Annotated in this window: 23 protein-coding genes; 19 read left to right on the top strand and 4 right to left on the bottom strand. The window is 69.4% G+C overall.

Going from position 1 to position 22,301, the window contains the following annotated elements; all coding sequences use genetic code 11:
- Nucleotides 1-4: 4 nt before the first annotated feature.
- The 10 genes from LGR64_RS01150 to LGR64_RS01105 all read left to right on the top strand — a co-directional run bounded on the left by LGR64_RS01150 (nucleotide 5) and on the right by LGR64_RS01105 (nucleotide 9,702).
- Nucleotides 5-919, top strand: coding sequence for a transporter substrate-binding domain-containing protein (locus LGR64_RS01150; protein WP_230354878.1), 915 nt, complete (start codon nucleotides 5-7; stop codon nucleotides 917-919).
- Nucleotides 916-1,734, top strand: coding sequence for a transporter substrate-binding domain-containing protein (locus LGR64_RS01145; protein WP_230354877.1), 819 nt, complete (start codon nucleotides 916-918; stop codon nucleotides 1,732-1,734). Before LGR64_RS01150 ends, LGR64_RS01145 begins: the two co-directional genes overlap by 4 nt.
- Complete coding sequence (locus LGR64_RS01140) at nucleotides 1,731-3,266, top strand: FAD-binding oxidoreductase (protein ID WP_230354876.1); 1,536 nt, start codon at nucleotides 1,731-1,733, stop codon at nucleotides 3,264-3,266. The genes LGR64_RS01145 and LGR64_RS01140 overlap by 4 nt, the downstream gene beginning before the upstream one ends.
- Nucleotides 3,263-4,534: an aminotransferase class I/II-fold pyridoxal phosphate-dependent enzyme gene (locus LGR64_RS01135; RefSeq protein ID WP_230354875.1), complete on the top strand. Its 1,272-nt coding sequence runs from the start codon at nucleotides 3,263-3,265 to the stop codon at nucleotides 4,532-4,534. The genes LGR64_RS01140 and LGR64_RS01135 overlap by 4 nt, the downstream gene beginning before the upstream one ends.
- The gene (locus tag LGR64_RS01130; RefSeq protein ID WP_230354874.1) at nucleotides 4,531-5,280 is read left to right on the top strand and encodes an amino acid ABC transporter permease; all 750 of its coding nucleotides are present in this window, start codon (nucleotides 4,531-4,533) and stop codon (nucleotides 5,278-5,280) included. The genes LGR64_RS01135 and LGR64_RS01130 overlap by 4 nt, the downstream gene beginning before the upstream one ends.
- Nucleotides 5,270-6,091, top strand: coding sequence for an amino acid ABC transporter permease (locus tag LGR64_RS01125; protein WP_034397156.1), 822 nt, complete (start codon nucleotides 5,270-5,272; stop codon nucleotides 6,089-6,091). Before LGR64_RS01130 ends, LGR64_RS01125 begins: the two co-directional genes overlap by 11 nt.
- Nucleotides 6,078-6,956, top strand: coding sequence for an amino acid ABC transporter ATP-binding protein (locus LGR64_RS01120; protein WP_043823875.1), 879 nt, complete (start codon nucleotides 6,078-6,080; stop codon nucleotides 6,954-6,956). The genes LGR64_RS01125 and LGR64_RS01120 overlap by 14 nt, the downstream gene beginning before the upstream one ends.
- Nucleotides 6,957-6,982: 26 nt before the next feature.
- The gene (locus tag LGR64_RS01115) at nucleotides 6,983-7,654 is read left to right on the top strand and encodes a cysteine dioxygenase family protein (RefSeq protein ID WP_230354873.1); all 672 of its coding nucleotides are present in this window, start codon (nucleotides 6,983-6,985) and stop codon (nucleotides 7,652-7,654) included.
- A complete protein-coding gene (gene metC, locus LGR64_RS01110; RefSeq protein WP_230354872.1) occupies nucleotides 7,651-8,874 on the top strand; it encodes a cystathionine beta-lyase in 1,224 nt (407 codons plus the stop codon). Before LGR64_RS01115 ends, metC begins: the two co-directional genes overlap by 4 nt.
- Before the next feature lie 558 nt (nucleotides 8,875-9,432).
- Entirely contained in the window at nucleotides 9,433-9,702 is a 270-nt protein-coding gene (locus LGR64_RS01105) for a hypothetical protein (protein WP_063328408.1), read from the top strand.
- Nucleotides 9,703-10,100: 398 nt separating this feature from the next.
- On the opposite strand, the gene LGR64_RS01100 is transcribed toward LGR64_RS01105, so the two are convergent.
- Complete coding sequence (locus LGR64_RS01100; protein ID WP_230354871.1) at nucleotides 10,101-12,314, bottom strand: rhodanese-like domain-containing protein; 2,214 nt, start codon at nucleotides 12,312-12,314, stop codon at nucleotides 10,101-10,103.
- Between the two features lie 234 nt (nucleotides 12,315-12,548).
- On the opposite strand from LGR64_RS01100, the gene LGR64_RS01095 reads away from it, so the two are divergent.
- On the top strand, nucleotides 12,549-13,538 hold the full coding sequence (locus LGR64_RS01095; protein WP_013800577.1) for a tripartite tricarboxylate transporter substrate binding protein: 990 nt from the start codon (nucleotides 12,549-12,551) through the stop codon (nucleotides 13,536-13,538).
- Nucleotides 13,539-13,553: 15 nt separating this feature from the next.
- On the opposite strand, the gene LGR64_RS01090 is transcribed toward LGR64_RS01095, so the two are convergent.
- The gene (locus tag LGR64_RS01090; protein WP_013800576.1) at nucleotides 13,554-13,970 is read right to left on the bottom strand and encodes a tautomerase family protein; all 417 of its coding nucleotides are present in this window, start codon (nucleotides 13,968-13,970) and stop codon (nucleotides 13,554-13,556) included.
- Between the two features lie 71 nt (nucleotides 13,971-14,041).
- Nucleotides 14,042-14,848: an SDR family NAD(P)-dependent oxidoreductase gene (locus LGR64_RS01085; protein ID WP_230354870.1), complete on the bottom strand. Its 807-nt coding sequence runs from the start codon at nucleotides 14,846-14,848 to the stop codon at nucleotides 14,042-14,044.
- Nucleotides 14,849-15,008: 160 nt separating this feature from the next.
- Here LGR64_RS01085 and LGR64_RS01080 point away from each other — a divergent pair, with 160 nt between their 5' ends.
- The 4 genes from LGR64_RS01080 to LGR64_RS01065 all read left to right on the top strand — a co-directional run bounded on the left by LGR64_RS01080 (nucleotide 15,009) and on the right by LGR64_RS01065 (nucleotide 18,045).
- Nucleotides 15,009-15,536 carry a winged helix-turn-helix transcriptional regulator gene (locus LGR64_RS01080; protein WP_043824381.1) on the top strand — a complete coding sequence of 176 codons (528 nt, stop codon included), beginning with the start codon at nucleotides 15,009-15,011 and terminating at the stop codon, nucleotides 15,534-15,536.
- A gap of 8 nt (nucleotides 15,537-15,544) precedes the next feature.
- Nucleotides 15,545-16,348 (top strand): helix-turn-helix domain-containing protein, encoded by an 804-nt coding sequence (locus LGR64_RS01075; RefSeq protein ID WP_230354869.1) that lies wholly within the window; start codon nucleotides 15,545-15,547, stop codon nucleotides 16,346-16,348.
- Nucleotides 16,349-16,451: 103 nt separating this feature from the next.
- Nucleotides 16,452-17,072: a GlxA family transcriptional regulator gene (locus LGR64_RS01070; RefSeq protein WP_230354868.1), complete on the top strand. Its 621-nt coding sequence runs from the start codon at nucleotides 16,452-16,454 to the stop codon at nucleotides 17,070-17,072.
- 13 nt (nucleotides 17,073-17,085) lie between these two features.
- Nucleotides 17,086-18,045 (top strand): DMT family transporter, encoded by a 960-nt coding sequence (locus LGR64_RS01065; RefSeq protein ID WP_230354867.1) that lies wholly within the window; start codon nucleotides 17,086-17,088, stop codon nucleotides 18,043-18,045.
- 41 nt (nucleotides 18,046-18,086) lie between these two features.
- Here LGR64_RS01065 and LGR64_RS01060 read toward each other — a convergent pair whose 3' ends face one another.
- On the bottom strand, nucleotides 18,087-18,650 hold the full coding sequence (locus LGR64_RS01060) for a fasciclin domain-containing protein (protein WP_013800571.1): 564 nt from the start codon (nucleotides 18,648-18,650) through the stop codon (nucleotides 18,087-18,089).
- Nucleotides 18,651-18,962: 312 nt separating this feature from the next.
- Here LGR64_RS01060 and LGR64_RS01055 point away from each other — a divergent pair, with 312 nt between their 5' ends.
- From LGR64_RS01055 to LGR64_RS01040, 4 genes are all read left to right on the top strand, one after another.
- The gene (locus LGR64_RS01055) at nucleotides 18,963-19,934 is read left to right on the top strand and encodes a ferritin-like domain-containing protein (RefSeq protein ID WP_034397170.1); all 972 of its coding nucleotides are present in this window, start codon (nucleotides 18,963-18,965) and stop codon (nucleotides 19,932-19,934) included.
- A gap of 91 nt (nucleotides 19,935-20,025) precedes the next feature.
- Entirely contained in the window at nucleotides 20,026-20,256 is a 231-nt protein-coding gene (locus LGR64_RS01050) for a hypothetical protein (protein WP_230354866.1), read from the top strand.
- A 45-nt stretch (nucleotides 20,257-20,301) separates the two neighbouring features.
- Entirely contained in the window at nucleotides 20,302-21,672 is a 1,371-nt protein-coding gene (locus tag LGR64_RS01045) for an Nramp family divalent metal transporter (RefSeq protein WP_230354865.1), read from the top strand.
- A 149-nt stretch (nucleotides 21,673-21,821) separates the two neighbouring features.
- Nucleotides 21,822-22,301, top strand: coding sequence for a rhodanese-like domain-containing protein (locus LGR64_RS01040; protein ID WP_230354864.1), 480 nt, complete (start codon nucleotides 21,822-21,824; stop codon nucleotides 22,299-22,301).

Raw genomic sequence — 22,301 nt, 5'->3', positions numbered from 1 at the left:
ACGCATGCCCCGCCTTCTTCCCCCCCTTGCCGCCGCCCTGGCCCTGCTGCTGGGCGCCGGTGCCGCCCACGCCGATGCCACGCTGGACAAGATCAAGCAACGCGGCAAGCTGTCCGTGGGCATTGATGGCGCCAGCCCGCCGTTCGGCGTGCTGGACCCCGCCACCGGCAAGACCGGCGGCTACCAGACCGAGCTGGCCGCCGACATCGCGCGCCGCCTGGGCGTGCCGCTGGAGACGGTTCCCGTGACGGCCTCCACGCGCGTGCAGTTCCTGCAAAGCGGCAAGGTGGACCTGTTGATCGCCAACATCCAGTGGACGCAGGAGCGCAGCGAGATCCTCTCGTTCGCGCCCACGCCCTATGACCTGATCGGCGGCGGCGCCCTGGTGGCCAAGGCCAGCGGCATCAAGCGCTGGGAAGACCTGCGCGGCAAGGTGGCCTGCGTGTCGCAGGGCAGCAACTTCGCCAAGCCCCTGGCCGAGAGCTATGGCGCCGTGGTCAAGGGCCTGCGCGGTATTCCCGAGTCGCTGCTGGCGCTCAAGGGCGGCACCTGCGCGGCTTCGGTCCATATCCAGCCCGCGCTCTATGAAAAGCTCACCGGCCCGAATGCAGCCGAGTGGAAGGACTTCGAGCTGGGCACGCAGGACCAGTTGATTCCCTCGCCCACCGTAGTGTGGACGCGCCGCGGCGAGGCCGACACCCAGGCCTTTGTGGACAAGGCCATCCAGGACTGGCACCGCACGGGCTTTCTGCTCAAGGTGGCCCGCGCCAGCGGCGTGCCCGACACCTGGATCGCCGAGCGCCACGAACGCGCGCTGAAGGGCCAGTTCGACCGCGCGCCCTACGACTTCGCGGTGTATGCGGCAGCGCAGGCCGATGCGCAGGCAACCCAGCCCGCCGCCAAGGGAGCCAAGCCATGAAGCCGACTCGCACCGCACTGGCGGCCCTGCTCGCCCTCACGGCCCTGGCAGCCCATGCCGACGCCACGCTGGACCGCATCAAGCAGCGCGGCAAGATCGTGGTGGGGGTGATGCTTTCGGGGCCGCCGTTCGGCACCATCGACCCCGTCACGCAAAGGCACGTGGGCTACAACGTGCAGCTGTCCGAAGGCGTGGCCAAGGGCCTGGGCGTGGGGGTGGAGACCGTGCAGGTCCAGCCGTCCAACCGCGTGCAGTTCCTGCAGCAGGGCAAGGTGGACATCCTGATCGCCAACATGCAGTGGACGCAGGAGCGCAGCGAGATCCTGTCCTTCGTGCCCACGCCGTTCGAGGAAGTCGGCGGCGCCGCCATCGCCAAGAAGGGCAGCGGCGTGCGCCAGTGGGACGACCTGCGCGGCAAGCCCGTGTGCGTGTCGCAGGGCAGCAATTTCACCAAGCCGCTGGCCGATCAATACGGCGCCCAGATCAAGGCCTTCCGGGGCCAGCCCGAGTCGCTGCTGGCCCTCAAGGGCGGCAACTGCGCAGCCGCCGTGCATGTCAGCCCCACGCTGCGCGAACTCGTGGCCAGCAATGCGGACTGGAAGGACTACGAGATCGTCTCGCCCGCCGACATCATTCCCTCGCCCTCGGTGATCTGGCTGCGCAAGGGCGATTCCGACACGCAGGCGGCCATCGACCGCATCGTGCAGGACTGGCACCGCACGGGCTGGCTGATCGAGGTGGAGCAGCGCAACGGCATGACGCCCACGCCGCTGCTGCACCAGCTGCACGACAAGTTCAGGAAGGCGCCCGCATGAGCACCAACACCCGCACCAGCACCAGCACCAGCACCAGCGGCCACATCACCGGCCCCGCCGACCTGGTCACCGCGCTGCGCCACGCCCTGGGCGATGCCCATGTGCTCACGGGTGCCGATGCGGCCGGCTACCTGACCGACCAGCATGGCCGCCTCACGGGCCATGCCCTGGCCGTGGCACGGCCTGCCGACACGGCCCAGGTGGCGCAGCTGGTGCGCCTGTGCCGCGCCCACCGCACGCCCATCGTGGCCCAGGGCGGCAACACCGGGCTGATGGGCGGCGCCACGCCCGACGCCTCGGGCCACGCCGTGCTGCTGTCGCTGGCGCGCCTGAACCGCGTGCGCGCCATCGACACCGACAACGACACCCTGACCGTGGAAGCCGGCGCCGTGCTGTCCCATGTGCAGCAGGCAGCGCGCGATGCGGACCGGCTGTTTCCCCTCAGCCTGGGCTCCGAGGGCAGCTGCACCATTGGCGGCAACCTGTCCACCAACGCGGGCGGCACCCAGGTGCTGCGCTACGGCAACGCGCGCGAACTGGTGCTGGGCCTGGAAGTGGTGACGGCCGAGGGCGACATCTGGGACGGCCTGCGCGGGCTGCGCAAGGACAACACCGGCTATGCGCTGCGCGACCTGTACGTTGGCAGCGAAGGCACGCTGGGCATCATCACGGCAGCCACGCTGCGCCTGCATCCGCTGCCCCGCGCCCAGCACACGGCCCTGCTGGCCTTTGGCTGCATACGCGATGCGGTGGCCTTCCTCAGCCAGGCGCGGGCGGGCTTCGGCGCCGGCCTGACGGCGTTCGAGCTGATGTCGGACACGGCCCTGGGCCTGATAGCCCGCCATGTGCCTGAGCAGCCGATACCGCTGGCGCTCAACGCGCCCTGGTTTGCGCTGATCGAGCTGTCCGACAGCGAGGGCGAGGACCATGCGCGCCAGCGCTTCGAGTGCGTGGTGGGCCAGGCCTTCGAGGACGGCCTGGTCACCGATGCCGCCATTGCCGAGAGCCTGCAGCAAAGCCAGGCCCTGTGGCGGCTGCGCGACCAGGCCCTGGGCGAGGCCCAGCGGCGCGACGGCCGCAACATCAAGCACGACGTGTCGGTGCCCATCTCGCGCATCCCCGACTTTCTTGCGGCCACGGCCGCGCTGCTGCAGGCGCGCTTTGGCGCCGTACGGCCCGTGGCCTTCGGGCACCTGGGCGACGGCAACCTGCACTACAACGTGTCGCACGCGCCGGACAGCACGCCCGCGCAGCTGTTTGCCCAGGAAGACGCCATCCACGAGGTGGTGCACGACAGCGTGCACGCCCACGGCGGCTCCATCAGCGCCGAGCACGGCGTGGGCCAGACCAAGCGCGACCTGCTGCCCCGCTACAAGAGCGCCGTGGAGCTGCAGCTCATGCGGCGTCTCAAGCAGGCCTTCGACCCGCTGGGCCTGCTCAATCCCGGCAAGGTGCTGCAAGCCCTGCCGCACGACTTGCCGCAGGTTTCTCCAACGCCAGCCGCCGCATTCCAGGAAGGACCCACGCCATGACCACGCCCTTTCCCCTTTCGCAGCGCGTGCAGCGCGTCAGGCTCTCGCCCAATGCCGCAGCCAGCGCGCGGGCCACGGCCCTGGCCCGCCAGGGCCGCGACATCATTGCGCTGACCACGGGCGAGCCCGATTTCGACACGCCCGAGCCCATCAAGCAGGCCGCCATCGCGGCCCTGGCCCGTGGCGAAACCAAGTACACGCCCACGCCCGGCACGGCCGCGCTGCGCCAGGCCATCAGCGCCAAATACCGGCGCGAGAACGGGCTGGACTTCGACGCCGGGCAGATCATCGTCAGCAACGGCGGCAAGCAGGTGATCTACAACGCGCTGGCGGCCACGCTGGACGCGGGTGACGAGGTCATCGTGCCCGCGCCGTACTGGCCTTCGTTTCCCGACATCGTGCGCGTGAACGACGGCACGCCGGTCATCGTGGACTGCGGCATTGAGCAGGGCTTCAAGCTCACGCCGGCCGCGCTGCAGGCCGCCATCACGCCGCGCACGCGCTGGCTGGTGCTGAACACGCCGGGCAACCCCTCGGGCGCCGTCTACAGCCGCGAGGAACTGGCCGCCCTGGCCCAGGTGCTGCGCCTTCATCCGCAGGTGCTGGTGCTGCTGGACGAGCTGTACGAGCACATCTGGTTCACGCCCCAGGCACCCGCGCACTGGCTGGCGGTGGCCCCCGACCTGCGCGAGCGCACGCTGCTGGTCAACGGCGTCTCCAAGACCTATGCCATGACCGGCTGGCGCATCGGCTGGGGCGCAGGCCCGGCCGCGCTGGTGCAGGCCATGGTGGTGATCCAGTCGCAGGCCTCGTCAGGCCCCAATTCCGTGGCCCAGGCCGCAGCCACGGCGGCGCTGCAGTCGCCCGACCAGAGCTTTGTGCAGCAGGCCCGCAACGCCTATGCGCGGCGCGCGCAACGGGTCACCCAGGCGCTGGACCAGGTGCCGGGCCTGGCCCTGCTGCCGCCGGGCGGATCGTTCTTTGCCTTTGTGCACTGCGGCGCGCTGATAGGCCACCTGCGCCCGGACGGCCAGCCCATCGCCAGCGACACTGACCTGACCGAATGGCTACTGGAGTCCGAAGGCGTGGCTGCCGTGGATGGCGGGGCCTACGGCCTGTCGCCGTACTTCCGCATCTCCACGGCCGCCAGCGACGAGGTGCTGGCCGAGGCCACGGCCCGCATCGCACGTGCCGTGGCCGCGCTGAAAGACCCCGCTGCGCAAGCGCAAGCGCATGCACAGCCGGCTGTCCTGGAGGCCGTGCCATGAACGACAGCCTGCTTGCCCAGGGCGTGCAAGCGCTCAAGGGCCTGGGCCTGAACTACGCCTTCGTGCTGGACATGGCCGAGCGCCAGGCCTTTGTGCGCGGCATGTTCGTGACCGTGCAGCTGGCCCTGCTGACCATTGCCGGCAGCCTGGCGGCCGGCGTGGCGCTGGCGGCGGCCCTGACCTCGGGCCGCGCCTGGCTGGCACGGCCTGCGCGCGCCTTTGTGGAGGTCACGCGCAACACGCCCACGCTGGTGCAGCTGTACTGCGCCTTCCTGGTGCTCAACATGCTGATCACCCAGCAACTGCGCGACTGGGGCGCGGGCAACAACCCGCTCACGCCCTTTGTCTGGGTGGTGATCGTGGTCTCGCTGCACAAGGGCGTGTTCCATGCCGAGGCGCTGCGCGCCGGCATCGAGGCCGTGCCCGCCACCACGCTGGAGGCGGCGCGCTCGCTGGGCTTTTCGCAGCGCCAGCTGCTGGTGCGCGTGCAGCTGCCGCTGGCCGTGCGCTTTGCCCTGCCCTCGCTGACCAACAACCTGGTGGACCTGGTGAAGATGACGGCCGTGGCCTCGGCCATCGCCGTGGGCGACGTGACCTACGAGTCCATCATGATCTGGTCGCAGCGCGACAACGTGCTGGAGCTGCTGCTGCTCATCCTGCTGTGGTTCGGCCTGCTGACCTGGCTGGTCAGCCTGGCGGGCCGCTGGCTGGAACAACACCTGAGGATGCCCGGCTATGGCCAATGAAGCCACCCTGAACACCGGCGCCGCGCCCCGCCCGCTGCCCGCCGCCCTGCTGCGCGCGGCGCGCAGCCCCTGGCTGATCGCGGGCGCCGCACTGCTGGCCCTGTGCGCCTGCTGGGCCGCCACGGACAGCGCCCCGCCTGCCTTCGTGCACCTGTGGAAATGGCTGCCCGCGCTGCTGCGCGGCCTCCTGGTCAACATCGAGATCAGCGTGCTGGCCGTGGCCATCGGCACCGTGGCCGGCCTGGTGCTGGGCGCCCTGTCGCTGTCGCCCACGCCGGCCGTGCGCACGGGCGTGCGCTGGTATGTGCAGCTGTTTCGCAATGCGCCCATCCTGGTGCTCATCTACTTCACCACCTATGTGTTCCCGTTCGAGCTGAAGCTGGTGAGCTGGACCTTTCCCTTCCCCGACTGGGTCAAGGTGGTGCTGGGCCTGGCCCTGCCCACCAGCGCCAACGTGGCCGAGATCTTCCGGGGCGCCATCCAGTCCATTCCCAGCGCGCAGTGGGAGGCGGCCCAGTCGCTGGCCTTTCGCCGCAGCGAGATCTTCCGCCTCATCGTGCTGCCGCAGTGCGTGCGCCGCATGCTGCCGCCGTGGATGAACCTCTACGCCAGCATCACCATGAGCACCTCGCTGGCCTCGCTGGTGGGCGTGCATGACGTGGTGGACACCGCCCAGATCGCCAGCAACACCGTGGCACGCACGGACTTCACCATCCTTGTGTATTTCACGCTGCTCGCGCTTTTCTTTGCCTATTGCTATCCCATCGCCCGGGCAACCCGGGCATTGGAGCGACGCCATGAACGCCACTGACTCCTTTCTCTCCCAACTCGCCACGGCCGATGCCCCCGCAGGCACGGCGCCCGCACTGGTCCACCTGCAGGATGTGCACCTGTCCTTTGGCGACAACCAGGTGCTCCAAGGCATCGACGTGCAGGTGCGGCGCGGCGAGGCGGTGACCATCATCGGGCCCTCGGGCTCGGGCAAGTCCACCATCCTGCGCTGCATCACCGGCCTGCTGCGGCCCCAGCGCGGCGCCATCTCGGTGGCGGGCACGCGCGTGGACCAGCTGCGCACCGAGGCCGAGCTGATCGCCCTGCGCAAGCGCGTGGGCTTCGTCTTCCAGCAGTACAACCTGTTCCCCCATCTGTCGGTGCTGGAGAACCTGGTCATCGCCCCCACGCGCGTGGTCGGCCGCGACCGCGCCACGGCCGAGCGCGAGGCCCGCGCCCTGCTGCAGAAGGTGCGCCTGGACCACAAGGAATCCGCCTACCCCGGCGAGCTGTCCGGCGGCCAGCAGCAGCGCGTGGCCATTGCGCGCGCCCTGGCCATGCGGCCCGAGCTGATCCTGTTCGACGAAGTGACCTCGGCCCTGGACCCCGAGACCGTGGGCGAGGTGCTGACCGTGATCCGCGACCTGGTCAGGGACGGCATGACCTGCGTGCTGGTCACGCACGAAATGCGCTTTGCCGAAGAGGTCAGCGACCAGGTGTATTTCACCGAGGCCGGCCGCATCGTCGAGCACGGCCCGGCCGCCCAGATCTTCGGCAGCCCGCGCAGCGAGCGCACGCGCGAATTCCTGCAGCGCGCCCTGGGCGATGGTGCACGGTCCAGGCCTGCGCCAGCCGCCCCGGCCACAACGCCGCTGCCCTTCAACAGCCTGCGCTTTGCCCTTTGATCCCCCACCTCCAGGAGCACATCCCCATGACCGCAGAAACAACGACTGAAACCCCGGCCGGCACAGGCGCAGATACAGGCACCCATACAGACGCCACCACACTGCGCCGCCAGGCCGTGGACGCCGCCCTGGCCGACGTGCGCCAGCTGCTGCAGGCCGGCGCGCCCGACCGCAGCACCCTGTCGGCCATCACCGCACGCCTGGAGCAGCTGGCCGCGCACAAGGCCTTGTTCAGCCGCGCGGACTTTCCCCCGCCCGCGCAGACCGAAGGCGTGGGTGCCTCCACGCGCTACCGCCTCAACCCGGCCGATGGCGATGCGGGCCTGGCCCTGTACCTGAACTCCATCAACCCCGGCAAGACCACGGCGCCGCACAACCACACGACCTGGGCCGTGATCGTTGCCGTCGAAGGCCAGGAGCTCAACCGCCTCTACGAGCGCACGGACGACCGCAGCAACCCCGCACGCGCCAGCATCCACCTGGCGCGCGAATTCACCGTGCAGCCGGGCGCCTCCATCGCCTTCCTGCCCGATGACATCCACAGCATTGCCGTCGTGGGCGAGCAGCCCACGCTGCACTTCCACCTCTACGGCCAGCCGCTGGAAACCCTGAGCGGCCGCGTGGCCATCGACCCCGACACCGGCGAAGTCAAGAACTACAACGCCGCCTACTTCCGTCCCAGCGAGGCCGTGGCATGAGCACCCCCCAAAACAAGCAACGGCCCCTGGGCCCGTCGACCCGCCTGCTGCACGCAGGCACGCCGCCGCTGCAGGGCGGCTCCGGCCCCGTCAACGTGCCCGTGGTGCGCACCAGCACCGTGCGCTTTGCCGACAGCGCCGCCTACGCCGACCTGCACCACCGCCGCGAGGCCGGCGAGCGCGTGGCCTCCTACGGCCGCCACGGCCTGGACACGCACCGCGCGCTGGAAGACGCCGTGATCGCGCTGGAGGGCGGGCACCGCGCCTTTCTCACGCCCTCGGGCCTGTCCGCCATCACCCTGGTGCTCATCGCCCTGCTCTCGCCCGGCGACCATGCCCTGGTGGCCGACAGCGTCTACTCTCCCGTGCGCCGCGTGGATGCCACCTTGCTGCAGCGCCTGGGCATCACGCTGGAGTACTTCTCGCCCTCGCGCGACGATCTGGCCGGCAAGATCCGCCCCAACACCCGCCTGGTCTACCTGGAATCGCCCAGCTCCCTGCTCTACGAGGTGCTGGACCTGCCCGCCCTGGCCGCCGTGGCGCGCCAGCACGGCATTGCCGTGGCCACCGACAACACCTGGAGCGGCGGCTGGTTCTACCAGCCCCTGGAGCACGGCGCCAACCTCTCCATCCAGGCCGCGACCAAGTACATCGCCGGCCACTCCGACGTGATGCAGGGCATCGTCATCACCGACGGCCCCGCGCTGTCGAAGAAGATATCCACCGCCTACGAGGCCCTGGGCCTGACCATAGGCGCCGACGACGCCTACCTGGCCCTGCGCGGCCTGCGCACCCTGCCCGTGCGCCTGGCCCAGCACCAGCGCCACGCCACCGAAATCGCCCAGTGGCTGGAGCAGCAGCCCCAGGTCGGCCGCGTTTTCTACCCGGCCCTGCCCTCCGATCCCGGCCATGCGCTGTGGAAGCGGGACTTCAGCGGGGCCAGCGGGCTGGTGTCATTCGCGTTTGCCGAAGGGGTGGACGCCGGTGCCGGCGCCGTGTTCGTTGACTCGTTGCGGCAGTTTGCGCAGGGGGCGTCGTGGGGCGGGTACGAGAGCCTGGCGCTGGTGGCGCAGCCTGAGCGGTTGCGGGAGCACAGTGTGTGGACGGGGACTGCGCCTGTGGTGCGGCTGCATGTGGGGCTGGAGGATCCTTTGGATCTGATTGCGGATCTGGAGAGGGGGTTTGGGGGGGTGGTGGAGCGGTTCAGGCTGGCTGCCTGAGATTTTTTGGGCGCTGCTGCGTTTGCTGGTTCTGGCCCTGCCGGGGGGTTTCTTTTCGAGGCCGGGTCTCGGCCCGGCGGCCGACCTACCTTCTTTTGCTTCGCCAAAAGAACGTAGGCCAAGAAAAGGCGACCCGGATGTCCGCGACCCCTTCGCTTCGCTGCGGGGCAACCTGCGTCGTGGCGATTGCGGGGTTCGCCGTGAAACTCTCTTCGCGCTACGCGCTACGTTCAAACATCACGGCGAGTCAGACCACGAAGCAGTCCTGTCCTTCGGCAGGACTGCAACCCCGCAACCACCACGCCGCAGGCGCTGACATACGGGGAGTTTGCCCGGGCCGTCGCTTCGCTCGGCCTTTTTTTGAGCGCGCTTGTCGTCCAAAGCCTCTATCATTTCGACCGGCCCCCTGTTCAGGGGCTGGTGCGTAAGAACACCGATCGCAGCTGGTGCTGGCCTCCCCATCAGAGAGGCCTTGTCTCGTCTGAATACGGAGCACGCAACCATGCATACAGTGTCCATAAGCCTCGAAACCCTCACCATCACATGGAGGGCCAGGCCATGAAGCAGGAAACACGATCCACCAGCGCCAGAACCACGCAGCTGAACTTCTCCATCACCGAGGTGAACCGAATGGTCCAGATGAGCTGCAACGAGGTCTCTTCCATCTCCCAGCTCGCCCAGGCATGGCTGCTATCGCCCGAAGGCCTGCGCGATACGGACGTGGTGACCAACGCCTTGCGCACCATCCAGCACAGCGCCGAGCGGCTGGCCACCTACGTGGAAGACGAGATCTATCTTCTGCGCAACACCGCCAAACCCGAAGTCTGAAGCAGCATGCAAAACAGCCGAGCGCAACAATGGCGCATCGGCTGTTTTGCATTTCCGGCTGTTGGCTGTTGGCTACTCCAGCCTCCCCCCCTTCTGCCCACGCCTGCGTTGGGCGGGAGGCGGGGTGGCAAGCCTGCCGAAGGACAGGCTTGCTTCGTCATCTGACTTGCCGCAGTTGTTTGAGCGGCGCGCGAAGCGCAAAGCGAGTTCTGCGGCACACCCCGCATCCCGCCCAACGCAGGTCGCCCGCAGCGAAGCGAAGGGTCGTGGGCAGTGCGGGGCGCGCTTCTTTGCCTACTTTCTTATCGCGCGATAAGAAAGTAGGTCGGCCGCCGGGCCGAAACCCGGCCTCGAAAAACAACCACCCGGCAGGGGCAAAAGCAGACCAAGAGCCAGCCTCAAACAGCAGGCACCAGCCGAATCCCAGAAGCCCACCCATCCCGCTCCAACTGCTCAACCAACCCCAACTCCCAATCCAGATAAGCCCGAAACCCCGCATCCCTCAACCCCAGATCCCGATGCGCATAAGGGCTGTACCACTGGTCATCATCCCCCGTCAGCACATCCGCATCCCCCTGCCCCAGCGGCAGCCCGGCAGCAGCCCAGGCAGAAGTGCCGCCAACGACGGAGCGCACATCGCGCCCCGTGCGCGCCGCCAGTTCGGCCGCCACTCCACGGGCCAGCACGCCGTCCGGCGAGGTGAGCACCACGACCTGGGCCGGCGGCAGGGCCTGCACGAAGGAGGGCAGACGATCAGGCACGGCAAAGCGCGCACCCGCGATGTGCTGCTTCTCGAAGGCGGGCCGGCTGTCCACGTCGAAGACGATGGCCCGGCCTTCGCCCAGCAGTTCCTGCGCCTGCTGCACGGACAGCTGGGGCGCGGGTGCGTGGGAGGCGAGCACGCGCACGGGTTCGGCGCCGACCTCCAGGGTGGCCAGCGTGGGCGGAACGTAGGTGAAGACTTCCCAGCCCAGCTGGGCCAGCCAGGCGCCGGTGGTGAGGGCGCGCACGCCGTCCCAGTCGGCCAGCACGATGCGTGCGCCGCGCGTGGCCGCGTATTCGTCGGTGGCCTGCACGAGTTGGCCGCCAGGAGCCCAGCGCCAGCCGGGCAGGTGGCCGGCCTGGTATTCCTCGCGGGTGCGCACGTCGAAGCGGTAGAGCGTGCGTTCGGTGGCTTCGGACTCGAAGCGGGCCAGTTCGGCCGCATCAATGGATTGCACGCCCGCGCGCTGTGCCACGCTGGCTGCGCGCTCGCGGGCGGTGGCCAGGGCGACGGCGCCGGGCTCGGGCAGCGGGGTGCGGCGGCCATGGGCCAGCCTGCGGCCGGTGAGCAGCCAGTCCATGGTGCCGTTGCGCAGCGAGACGACCGGGTTGGGGATGCCGGCGTCGATCAGGGTCTGCGCGCCCACGATGGAGCGCGTGCGGCCCGCGCAGTTGACGACGACCAGGGTTTGCGGGTCCGGGGCGATTTCGCCGATGCGGTAGACCAGTTCGGCCCCCGGCACGCTGAGGGCGAAAGGCAGGCTGAAGGCCGCGAATTCCTCGGGCGTGCGGCTGTCGACGACGACGATGTTGTCGCCGCGCTGCACGCGCGCGCCCAGCTCGTCCGAGGTGATCCAGGGCGTGTGCTTTTCATGCTCGATGACTTCGCCGAAGGCCTTGCTGGGCACGTTGGTGCCGCTGAAGATTTCCAGCCCCTCGGCCGCCCAGCCTTCGGTGCCGCCTTCGAGCACGGAGACATTGGGCCAGCCCAGGCGCACGAGCTTGGCCGCAGCCTCATGGGCCAGGGAGCCGTCTGCGTCCACCAGCACGATGCGCGTGCCCCGACGCGGCACCAGGCGGTCGATGAGCTGCTCCAGCCGCCAGGCCGGGGCGGGCGCCGCGAACAGGATGTGGCGGTGCGCGAAGACACCGGCCTCGCGCACGTCGAGCACGGCGATTTCCTCGCCATCGGCCAGGGCCTGCCGGAGCGCGGCGGGCGTGACCAGCGCATGGCGAATGGACTTGGGCGGGCCGAAGGTGCGGAAGCTGCCGCCCTCAAGGCTCTCGAAGACCACGCGATCGGGCATGCGCTCCAGGCCGCGTCCGTAGAAATGCAGGTGCAGGCCGGGCTCCTCGCCGATCAGCTCGATGGTGTGCACGTCGGTGGGCGTGAGCACCACCGAGGTTCCGCTGCCCACATCGACGCTGCGGCCCACCGCCAGGGTGTCGCGCAGCGGGTCGTCGGTCTTGCCGCGCGTGAAGAACACGTTGCGCTCCACGCCTTCGACGCCCGCGATGATGGCCCAGGTGGTGTGGTCATGCGGCGGCTGGGACTTGCCCGGCAGGCCGGTGGACAGGTACAGCGCATAGCGCCCGGCCAGGTCTTCGCCCAGCCGGTAGACCTGGGCCGGGTTGCTGGCCGAGACGGGAAAGTGCGCATGCGGGAACAGTTCGCGCTGCAGGCCCAGCGCCTCCAGCTCGCGGGCCACGGCCTGCAATTGCTCGGGCGTGGCGTGCTCCGGGTTGGGGAGCAGGCGCCGGGCCGTGGCGATGAAGCCGGTGATGGCGGCTGCGCGGCGGCTGGCCACGTCGCTGCCGCTGAAGTCGATGGAGAGATGGGTCTGTGTCATGGGAGTGCCTGGGAGGACGTTCGCGGGAGGACACGAAGTTAGGCCTCTCCCGCCCTGGCGCCAACGACGCATTGCAGATATGGATATGAGCTTTGGGCACTGCGCGCGCATGCGTGGCGCAAGCGTGACGCACGTTGTGCGGCAGCCGCATATGCATAGCCGCAATGCTTAGTTCACGCCGCGCCAGGAGCCTCCCAGACTGCGGGCATCGACTCTCTGCACTCCGGCACTTCCATGATCCGCACCCCGTCTGCGCTGCGCGCACTGCTGCTTCCCCTGTTCTCCGCCCTGGCCCTGCACGCGCCTGCGGCCCTGGCCTCGGCCGACAGCTTTCCGAACAAACCGGTGCGCATCATCGTGCCCGTGGCGCCCGGGGGCAGCGCCGACAAGCTCACGCGCACGCTGGCCGACAAGCTGGCCGCGCTGTGGGGCCAGTCGGTGGTGGTGGAGAACGTGGCCGGGGCCAGCGGCACCATCGGTGCGGCCAAGGTGGCAAAGGCTGCGCCCGACGGCTACACCCTGCTGCAGCAGGGCGAGGGCCTCACGCTCAACGGCCTGCTGTTCGCCCAGCTGCCCTACGACACGCAAAAGGCCTTCACGCCCATCATCAAGGCCGTGGTCAATCCGCAGGTGCTGGTGGTCAACCCCGGCACGGGCCTGAACACGCTGGGCGACTACCTGGCGCGCGCCAAGGCCAAGCCGCAGAGCATCAGCCTGGGCCTGCCCGGCAATGGCGGCATTGCCCATGTGGCGCATGAAATCCTCACGCAGGAGACGGGCGCCAAGGTCAACTACATCCCCTACCCGGGCGGTGGCCCCGCCTCGCTGGACGTGCTGGGCGGCCATACCGACGCCACGCTGATCACGCTGGCTGCCGTGACCGAGTACGTGCGCGCCGGCAAGCTGCGCGCCCTGGCCGTGACCACGCCCTACCGCTCCGACGCCCTGCCCCAGGTGCCCACCATGGCCGAGGCCGGCGTGCCCGGCTTCTCGGTGGAAAGCTGGCAGGGCTACTTCGCGCCGGCCGGCACGCCCGCGCCCATCGTCGCCAAGATCAACCGCGACCTGCAGACCGTGCTGCAGGCCCCCGATGTGCGCGCGCAGCTGGAGCACATGGGCTTCAAGGTGGCGGGCGGCTCCCCGGCCGACCTGGGCCAGAGCCTGCAAAGCGAGCGCCCGCGCTACGCCCGCGCGATTCAGTCGGCGGGGCTGTCGCTGCGCTGAGATGCAGGTAGGTCCTCAGAGGGGAGAGGGCCGATTGTCCAGGCGCCACTTCTCCCCCTCGGGCGTGCCCGGCACGGGCGGGCGCAGGCCCTGGATGCTCCAGAGGCTAAAGGGCGTCTCGTCTACATGCATCTCCCAGCGCAGGCCCCGGTCGGCAATGAAGGGGGACAGCTGCCGCCGCACGCCTTCGAGGAACCGTGTCTTGGTCTCCTCGTCGCGTATCTGCCGCGCGATGTGGTCCACGGAGATGCGCACGAAATCATCCGCAGGCTCGCCGCCGATGAAGAACGAAGTGCGGGCCACGGCCTCGAACACCACACCCACGTAAAAGCGCGGCAGGTCGCCGTAGACGGCCGTGATGCGCTGGGCGATGGCCTGTTTGTCTTCATCGCTGAAGGCGTTTTCGGGGTGGTAGATCTTCCACAGGGGCATGGTTTTCTCCGGGGGCAAAAAAGAGGAGGTTTCGGGAAATCCGGGGTGGCGACGCGGCGGGCCGTCAGGCGTCAGGCGGGCTGGCCTGCATCCGCGCCCTGGTAGCGCGCTGCCGGCACGCCGCTGAGCGTCAACGCCTTGACGAGATTGGCGCGCGATTGGTCAAAGTCCAGCCAGGCGGTCGTGCTGCCCAGCGTGGGAAAGCAGATGGCCTCGCCCTGGTCGAGTGCGACCAGGGCCGTATCCACCAAGGTCTCGGGCGACATGAACAGGTGCTCGGGAAACGGCGCGGGCTTGCCGCCGAAGAATTCGGAGCGCACCAGGCTGGGCATCACTGCCTGCACCATGACGCCGCTGGAAGCGAGCTCGGCCTGCAGCGAGCGCGTGAAGTTCAGCACATAGGCCTTGGAGGCGCCATAGCTGGAGGCGCCCGGCACGGGCATCACGGCCAGGATGGAGCCGATGTTGATCAGCGTGCCCCGGCCGCGCGTGGCGAACAGCCGCGCCGCCGCCAGCGACAGCCGCGTCAGTGCATGGATGTTGACCATGACCATGCGATCGACCTCGCCTGCATCCACCTGGGCGGCCGGGCCCAGGGCTCCCAGGCCGGCGCAGTTCACCAGCATGCGGATGTCACGCTCACCCGACAGCAGCGCCGCCACGCGCTGCAGGCCGGCGGCGTCGGCCAGGTCGGCGGCCACCACCTCGACCTCGCGGCCATGCGCGCTGCGCAGCCGCTGCGCCAGCGCCTGCAGCCGGTCCTCGCGGCGGGCCACCAGGATCAGGGAATGGCCCCGGGCGGCCAGGCGGTCTGCGTAGACGGCGCCAATGCCGGATGAGGCGCCAGTGACGATGGCGGTGCCTTGATGCGTGCTCATGAAGGAAGTCCTTGCTTGAAAAGCCGTGGTTGATAGTGGCTCCAAATATAAACTCCAATCATTAGAGTTACAAGCACGCAATCCACCTTTGCGGGCCGGGCTTGCGTTTTGCTGAGACACTCCAGGCCTGCGACAACCGCGAACACACAAGGGAAACCCCATGCGATCCAAGAGCTTCGAGGGCATGGCCTGCTCGATCGCCACCGCGCTGGAGGCCGTAGGCGACCGCTGGGCCATGCTGGTGCTGCGCGACCTGATGCTGGGCCTGAGCCGCTATGACGACCTGAGAAAGTCCACGGACATCACCAATGCCACGCTGACCGACCGCCTGCGCCAGCTGGAGCAGACCGGTCTGGTCGAGCGCCGCCTCTACCAAAGCGGCCCGGACCGCTACGAGTACCTGCTCACGCCCAAGGGCCGCGACCTGTCCCTGGTGATCCAGGCGCTGGCCCAGGTCGGCGACCGGTGGCGCCTGCAGCAGCAGGCCCAGCCGCCCATGCGCTTTGTGCGTGCGCAGTCAGGCACGCCCCTGCGGCTGGCGCTGGTGGAGGAGGAATCGGGCCGCAGCGTGCCTTTTTCCGAGCTGCGCGTGGAGGCCGGCCCCGGCGCGGACGACCTGACGCGCTGGCGGCTGTCCAAGCTGGCCGCGCAGGCCAGGACGCCGGCAGCGGCCCCCGGCGCGGATTGAGACCGGCCATGGCCGCGCCCATACCCGGCAAGCGCCCGCAACGCGCCCTGACCTACCGCCGCCACTGCGCGCTGGGCGGCGTGGAGATTCTCAGCGGCCATGCGGTGCAGCACCGCTATCCGCGCCACTTCCACGACACCATGGGCATTGCCGTCATCCACGGCGGGCGCGAGCTGTGCTGGAGCCGGGGCGCCGAGCGCGAGTTCACGGGTGGCGATATCGCGCTGTTCAACGCCGGCGAGATCCACGACGGGCGCCCGGGCGGCGAGCAGGGCTGGACCTACGACATGCTGCATGTCGAGCCCGCCCGCATGCACGCGCTGCTGGGTGTGCGCGATAGCTGGTTCGACGCCGTCAGCCTGCGCGACCCGCAGACCCGGGCCTGCGCCCGGCAGTTGCTGCAAGGCCCGCAGGACGGTCTGGCCGCCGACGAGGCCCTGCTGGCGCTGCTGCGCCGCGTGGTGCACAGCCCCGGCCGGCCGCATGCGCCCGATGGCGCCAGCGCGGCGCTGCTGCGCGAGTTCATCGACGCCCATGCGGACCAGGAGCTGGGCGCCGCGCGGCTGGCCGCCGTCTGCGGGCTCAGTCCCGAGCACGCCATCCGCAGCTTCAGCCGCCGCTACGGCATCACCCCCCATGCCTACCACCAGGCCCGCCGCGCCGAAAGCGCCCGCGGCCTGCTGCGCGGCACGCTGGCGCTGAGCGAGGTGGCACTGTCGCTGGGCTTCTACGACCAGAGCCATTTCTCCAACTGGTTCCGCCGCGCGCACGGCGTGGCGCCTTCGCAGTACCGCCAGGCCATGCGGCCCTGAGCGGCCCTGAGCGGCCTTGAGCGGCCCGGCCTGATCAATTCCGTCCAAGACCGCGCGCTGCGGCCTGCCTAAGCTGCCACTCCTCGACAGACAGGAGTGGTGGATGAAGACACGGACCGTTGGATTTTTCGTCTTTGATGGCGTGGTGCTGCTGGAGTTTGCAGGGCCGCTGCAGGTGTTCGATGTGGCCGCGCGCGTGGCCGTGCGGCGCGGGCTGGCGGCCTCGCCCCCGTTTCAGCCCGTGGTGATCAGCCGCAGCGGCGCCGCCGTGCGCACGCGCGAAGGCGTGGGCATCCAGGCGCAGGCCAGCCTGCAGGACCATCCCCCGCTGGACCTGCTGATCGTGGCCGGCGGCGCCCTGCAGGCCGAGCTGGCCGCGCCCGAGGTCGCCGCCTGGCTGCGGCAGGTGGCCGGCAGCAGCGAGGTGACGGGCTCCGTCTGCGTGGGCTCCTTCCTGCTGGGGCGGGCAGGGCTCCTGGACCAGCGCGAGGCCACCACGCACTTCGAGGACACGGAAGACCTGCGCGCCATTGCGCCGGCCGCCCGCGTGAGCGCCGACAGGCTGTGGATCGATGAGGGCGCCATCGTCACCTCGGGCGGGTTTGCAGCGGGCATCGACATGGCCCTGCACCTGGTGGAGCGCCTGCTGGGCGCGCAGATCGCGGCCGAGACGGCGCGCCAGCTCGAATACCGGCGGCGCAATGCCGCCGACCGGCAAGCGTGACGGGGCCAGGCGCATGAACGGAAAGACAAGCTACCTGGCACTGCTGGCCGTGGGCGGGCTGATCCTGAGCCTGTCCGGCGTGGCCGTGGCTTTCAGCAGCATGGGCACCAGCGCCATGGGCTTTTACCGCATGCTGCTGGGCGGCCTGGGGCTGGCCGGCTTTGCCCTGTGGCGGGGCCTGCGCTGGCGCATGACGCGCCAGGCACTGCTGTACGCCTGCCTGGCCGGCGCCGCGCTGGCGCTGGACCTGTACTGGTGGCACAAGAGCATACGCATGGTGGGGCCGGGCCTGGGCGCCATCCTGACCAACTGCCAGTCGTTCTTTCTGGCGGGGCTGGCCTGGGCGGTGTTCCGCGAGCGGATCACGGTCGTCTACTTCGTGGCGCTGGTGCTGGCGGCCACCGGCATCCTCATGGTGTCGGGCGCGGGGCTGCCCGTGGCCGCAGGCCCGGATTCGGCGTCCGAGCACTGGCTGGGCGTGGCCCTGGGCCTGGCCTCGGCGGCGGCCTATGCGCTGTGCGTGGTCTTCATCAAGAAGGGGCAGACCCCGCCGCACGCCACGCATCCGGCCGTCAACATGGCCGTGCTGTGCGCCGCCGCCGCGCCCTGCCTGCTGGCAGCCGCGTGGCTGGAGGGCGAATCGCTGGCCATTGCCAGTGCGGCCGATTTCGGCACGCTACTGCTGTATGGCCTGCTGGTGCAGGGCGTGGCCTGGCTCATGGTGAGCACGGCCGTGCCGCATGTGAAGGCCTCGCTGGCCGGCCTCATCCTGCTGGCCGAGCCCATAGGCACCTATGCCATCGACGTGCTGTTCTTCACGGCCCGGCCCACGCCGATGGCGCTGGCCGGCATGGCGCTGACGCTGGCGGCCATCTATGCGGGATCGACCTATGGCGGTGCGCCCTCCGGCGGAGCGCCCTCTGGCGGCGCGCCCGCAAGGCGCATGGCGAAGGCGCAAGGCTCCGGTCACTGACCACGGCGGTCAGTGGCCGGCCCGCTCGCTGCCTGTGCCGTTCACTTGGGCAGCAGCACCTTGTCGATCACGTGGATCACGCCGTTGGACTGGTAGACGTCGGGGATGGTCACCGTGGCCGTGCCGCCCTTTTCATCCGTCAGCATGATCTTGGAGCCGCTGGACTTGGCCACCAGCGTGCCGCCGCTGACGGTCTTGATGCTGGCCATGCCCTTGCCGTCCTTGATCATCTTGGACAGCGCCGCTGCATCCCACTTGCCGGCCACCACGTGGTAGGTCAGCACCGTGGTCAGCGTGCCCTTGTTCTCGGGCTTGAGCAGGGTGTCCACCGTGCCTGCGGGCAGGGCCTCGAAGGCGGCATTGGTGGGCGCGAACACGGTGAACGGACCCGGGCCCTTGAGCGTATCGACCAGGCCCGCCGCCTTGACGGCTGCGACCAGGGTGGTGTGGTCCTTGGAGTTGACGGCGTTGTCGATGATGTCCTTGGACGGCAGCATGGGTGCGCCGCCCACCATCACATCGGCCATGGCGGCCACGGAGGCAGCCGACATCACGATGGCCAGGCCGAACGAGGCCAGCTTGCGGGTGTTTTGAATCGAGACCATGGAATGCTCCTAGCGGGTTGATGACAAGCCGAACGATTCCGGCTGATCTGGATACGCAGCGCAGCGGGGTCTGGATTCAAAAAAGAAAAAGAAACGGCTGTATCCGCAAACCGTTACCTGCGCTTTCAATTGCGGCACATCCAGACCTGCGCGGCCTGCGTACTGCCGGATAGCGGGGACGCATCCCATTCCCCTGGAGCAGGTGGCCACCTCTTCAGTGGAACGCGCTTTCGCCACACCCGTGTGCTTTCGGCCGGAGGCGCATTCTTCACGTTGACCGTTCGCGCCTGCCGCGAACCGAGAGGAACCATCATGTCCGACGAATCAGTGTTGATCGGGGTTTTGCAAAAACGTGCCAAGAAGCTGGAGGACAGGCGCCAGTTCTTCCGCAAGACCAGCGGCGTGGCCGTGGGCATGGCGGGCGGGGTGATCCTGTCCGCCTGCGGCGGTGGCGGGGGCGATGCGAATGCGCAGGCCAACGGGCCCACGGATGCGGAGATCCTGAACTTCGCCCTCAACCTGGAGTATCTGGAGTCGCAGTTCTATCACTACGCGGTGTTCGGCACCGGCCTGCCCGCCAACCTGCAGTCGGGCGTGGGCACGCAGGGCGCCATCACGGGCGGCCGTGCCGTGGCCTTCAAGGACCCTGTGGTGGCGCAGTACGCCAAGGAGATCGCCCAGGACGAGATCGCCCACGTGGCCTTTTTGCGCGCGGCGCTGGGTTCGGCCGCGGTGGCGCAGCCGCAGATCGACATCGGCGGAACCGACCCGAACGGCGCCTTCTCGGTGGCCGCGCGAGCGGCCGGGCTGGTAGGCGCGGGCACGGCCTTCGATCCCTATGCGAGTGACGAGAACTTCCTGCTGGGGGCCTTCATCTTCGAGGACGTGGGCGTCACCGCCTACAAGGGCGCATCGCCGCTGATCACCAACAAGACCTATCTGGAGGCAGCCGCCGGCATTCTGGCCGCCGAGGCCTACCACGCAGGTCTGGTGCGCACGGTGCTGTATGCCAAGGGCCTGGCCACGCCCGCGCTGCGCACGGCGGCCGGCGCCATCTCGGATGCGCGCGACAGCCTGGATGGCTCCACCGACGTGGACCAGGGCATCACGGGGGATGCCACCACGTCCAACATCGTGCCGCTGGATGCCAACGGCATCGCTTTCAGCCGCTCGCCGGGCGACGTGCTGAACATCGTGTACCTGACCAAGGACACGGCGACCAAGGGCGGCTTCTTCCCGGCGGGCGTGAACGGCTCGCTGGTGATGAGCAGCGCCTACGCCTGACGCGGACCGCCCGCCTGCCCCGCACCGGCCGGGGCAGGCGGGCTTCCCCGGGGCTGGCCCGAGACAAGCGTTCCCCTGCCAAGGAGTTGCCATGATGTCACTTCTGCCTTCCTCATCCGCCCCGCGCACTCCGGGCCGCACACCGCGGCGCCTGAAACCTGCCACCGTGGCGCGCCGCTGCGTGGGCAGCCTGATTCTGCTGGCCGGCGCGGTCATCGTGACCGGAGATCTCGTGGCGCTGTGGCGCGGCGCAGGCACTGATGCCGCACCCGCCGCCGCAGCCATTGCGCCCGCCAGCGGCCTGGGGCCAACCGCCCGATAGGCATCCCCCCTGCAACCGCGTGCCCCCGCCGGCGGAAAGGCCCCCATGAACGACACCGTGCTTGCGGCTGAACAGGGCCGCTTCGGCGCCATCGAGCCGGACCACGGCCATGCGGGCACGCCCAGCCTGCCGCAGGTGCATCGCAGCATTGCCGTGCCGCGCGGCGCCAGCCGCTCGGACAACGCGCGCCGCGTGCTGGCGTTTGCCGGGCCAGGCTACATGGTGGCCGTGGGCTACATGGACCCTGGCAACTGGGCCACTTCCATCGCGGGCGGCTCGCAGTTCGGCTACTCGCTGCTGGCGGTGATCTTTGCCTCCAACCTGATGGCCATGCTGTTCCAGGCGGCGGCCGTGCGCCTGGGCCTGGCCAGCGGGCGGGACCTGGCCCAGGCCTGCCGCGCGCAGTTTTCCCCGCGCATCAACCTGGTGCTGTGGTTCTTCTGCGAGATCGCCATCGTGGCCTGCAACCTGGCCGAGGTGCTGGGCATGGCCATCGGCCTGAACCTGCTGTTCGGCCTGCCGCTGGTGGCCGGGGTGTGCATCACGGTGGTGGATGTGATGCTGATCCTGGCGCTGCAAAGCCGGGGCTTTCGCTGCCTGGAGTCGGTGGTGATCGCCCTGGTGGCCGTGATCGGCCTGTGCTTTGCCGCCCAGCTGGTGTGGCTGCAGCCGCCCGTGGCGGCCGTGCTGCGCGGCCTGCTGCCGGGCATGGAGATCGTGGCCAATCCGCAGATGCTGTACCTGGCCGTGGGCATCGTGGGGGCCACGGTGATGCCGCACAACCTCTACCTGCATTCGTCCATCGTGCAGACACGCCGGCATGACACCACGCCCCAGGGCACGCGGCAGGCCATCCGCCTGGCCACGCTGGACTCCACGGTGGCGCTGGGGCTGGCGCTGTTCGTGAACGCCGCCATTCTGGTGGTGGCAGCCGGCGCGTTCAACCGGCCCGGCCAGGCGCCGGTGACCGAGCTGTCGGACGCCTACCACCTGCTGTCCCCGCTGCTGGGCGTGGGCATCGCCAGCGCGGTGTTCGGCGTGGCGCTGCTGGCCTCGGGGCTGAGTTCTTCGGTCACGGGCACGCTGGCCGGGCAGATCGTGATGGAAGGCTTTTTGCAGATCCGCCTGTCGCCTGCGCTGCGCGCCCTGCTGACGCGCTGCATCGCCATCGTGCCCGCCGTGGTGGCCACCGCCTGGTACGGCAGCACCGGCGCCAGCGCCCTGCTGGTGTTCAGCCAGGTGGTGCTGAGCCTGCAATTGCCGTTTGCCATCGTGCCGCTGCTGCTGTTCACCACGCGGCGCAAGACGCTGGGCGAGCTGGCCTTTGGCCCAAGGATGTCGGCGGTGCTGTGGGGCTGCGCGGCCCTGGTGGTGTCGCTGAACCTGTGGATGCTGCAGCGGCTGCTGACGGCCTGATCGCCCGAACCGGGCATGGCGCCACGCGGCGCCTTCATAGACGTTTTGCTTCTATCAAACGCCGCTCTTGTTCGTTGGTGGCTTGCCGCGAAGTTCTTAGATTGGTGCCTATAGCCACCAACCCGCGAATTCTCCGCAAGGACGACGACATGACAGCCCTCACTTTGGAAACCGCCTTGCCCCAGGCGCTGCAGGAGGCACAGGACCACGCCCAGGCACAGGGGTTGGGCCACGCAGGCGGCGTGCGCCCGCCCGTGGCCTGGGCGCTGGTGCAGGCCGGCCAGGCCGTGCTGGTCGATGTGCGCACGGCCGAGGAACGCAAGTTCGTCGGCCAGGTGCAGGGCACCCTGCACGTGCCCTGGGCCACGGGCACGGCGCTGACGCGCAACCCGCGCTTTGCCCGCGAGCTGGAAGCGCGCCTGGCCCCGCACGGCGGCAAGGAGGCCGTGGCCCTGCTGCTGTGCCGCAGCGGCAAGCGTTCGGTGCTGGCGGCCCAGGCGGCCGCCCAGGCCGGATTCACCCATGTGTTCAACGTGCTCGAAGGCTTCGAGGGCGAGATCGACGCACATCAGCAGCGCGGCAAAAACGACGGCTGGCGCTTCCACGGCCTGCCCTGGATTCAAGACTGA

This window comes from Delftia sp. Lp-1 (genome assembly GCF_020523835.1).
Classification (GTDB): Bacteria; Pseudomonadota; Gammaproteobacteria; order Burkholderiales; family Burkholderiaceae_C; genus Comamonas; species Comamonas acidovorans.
Note: the sequence above shows the minus strand (reverse complement) of the source record. Positions and strands in the feature narration are given on the sequence as shown.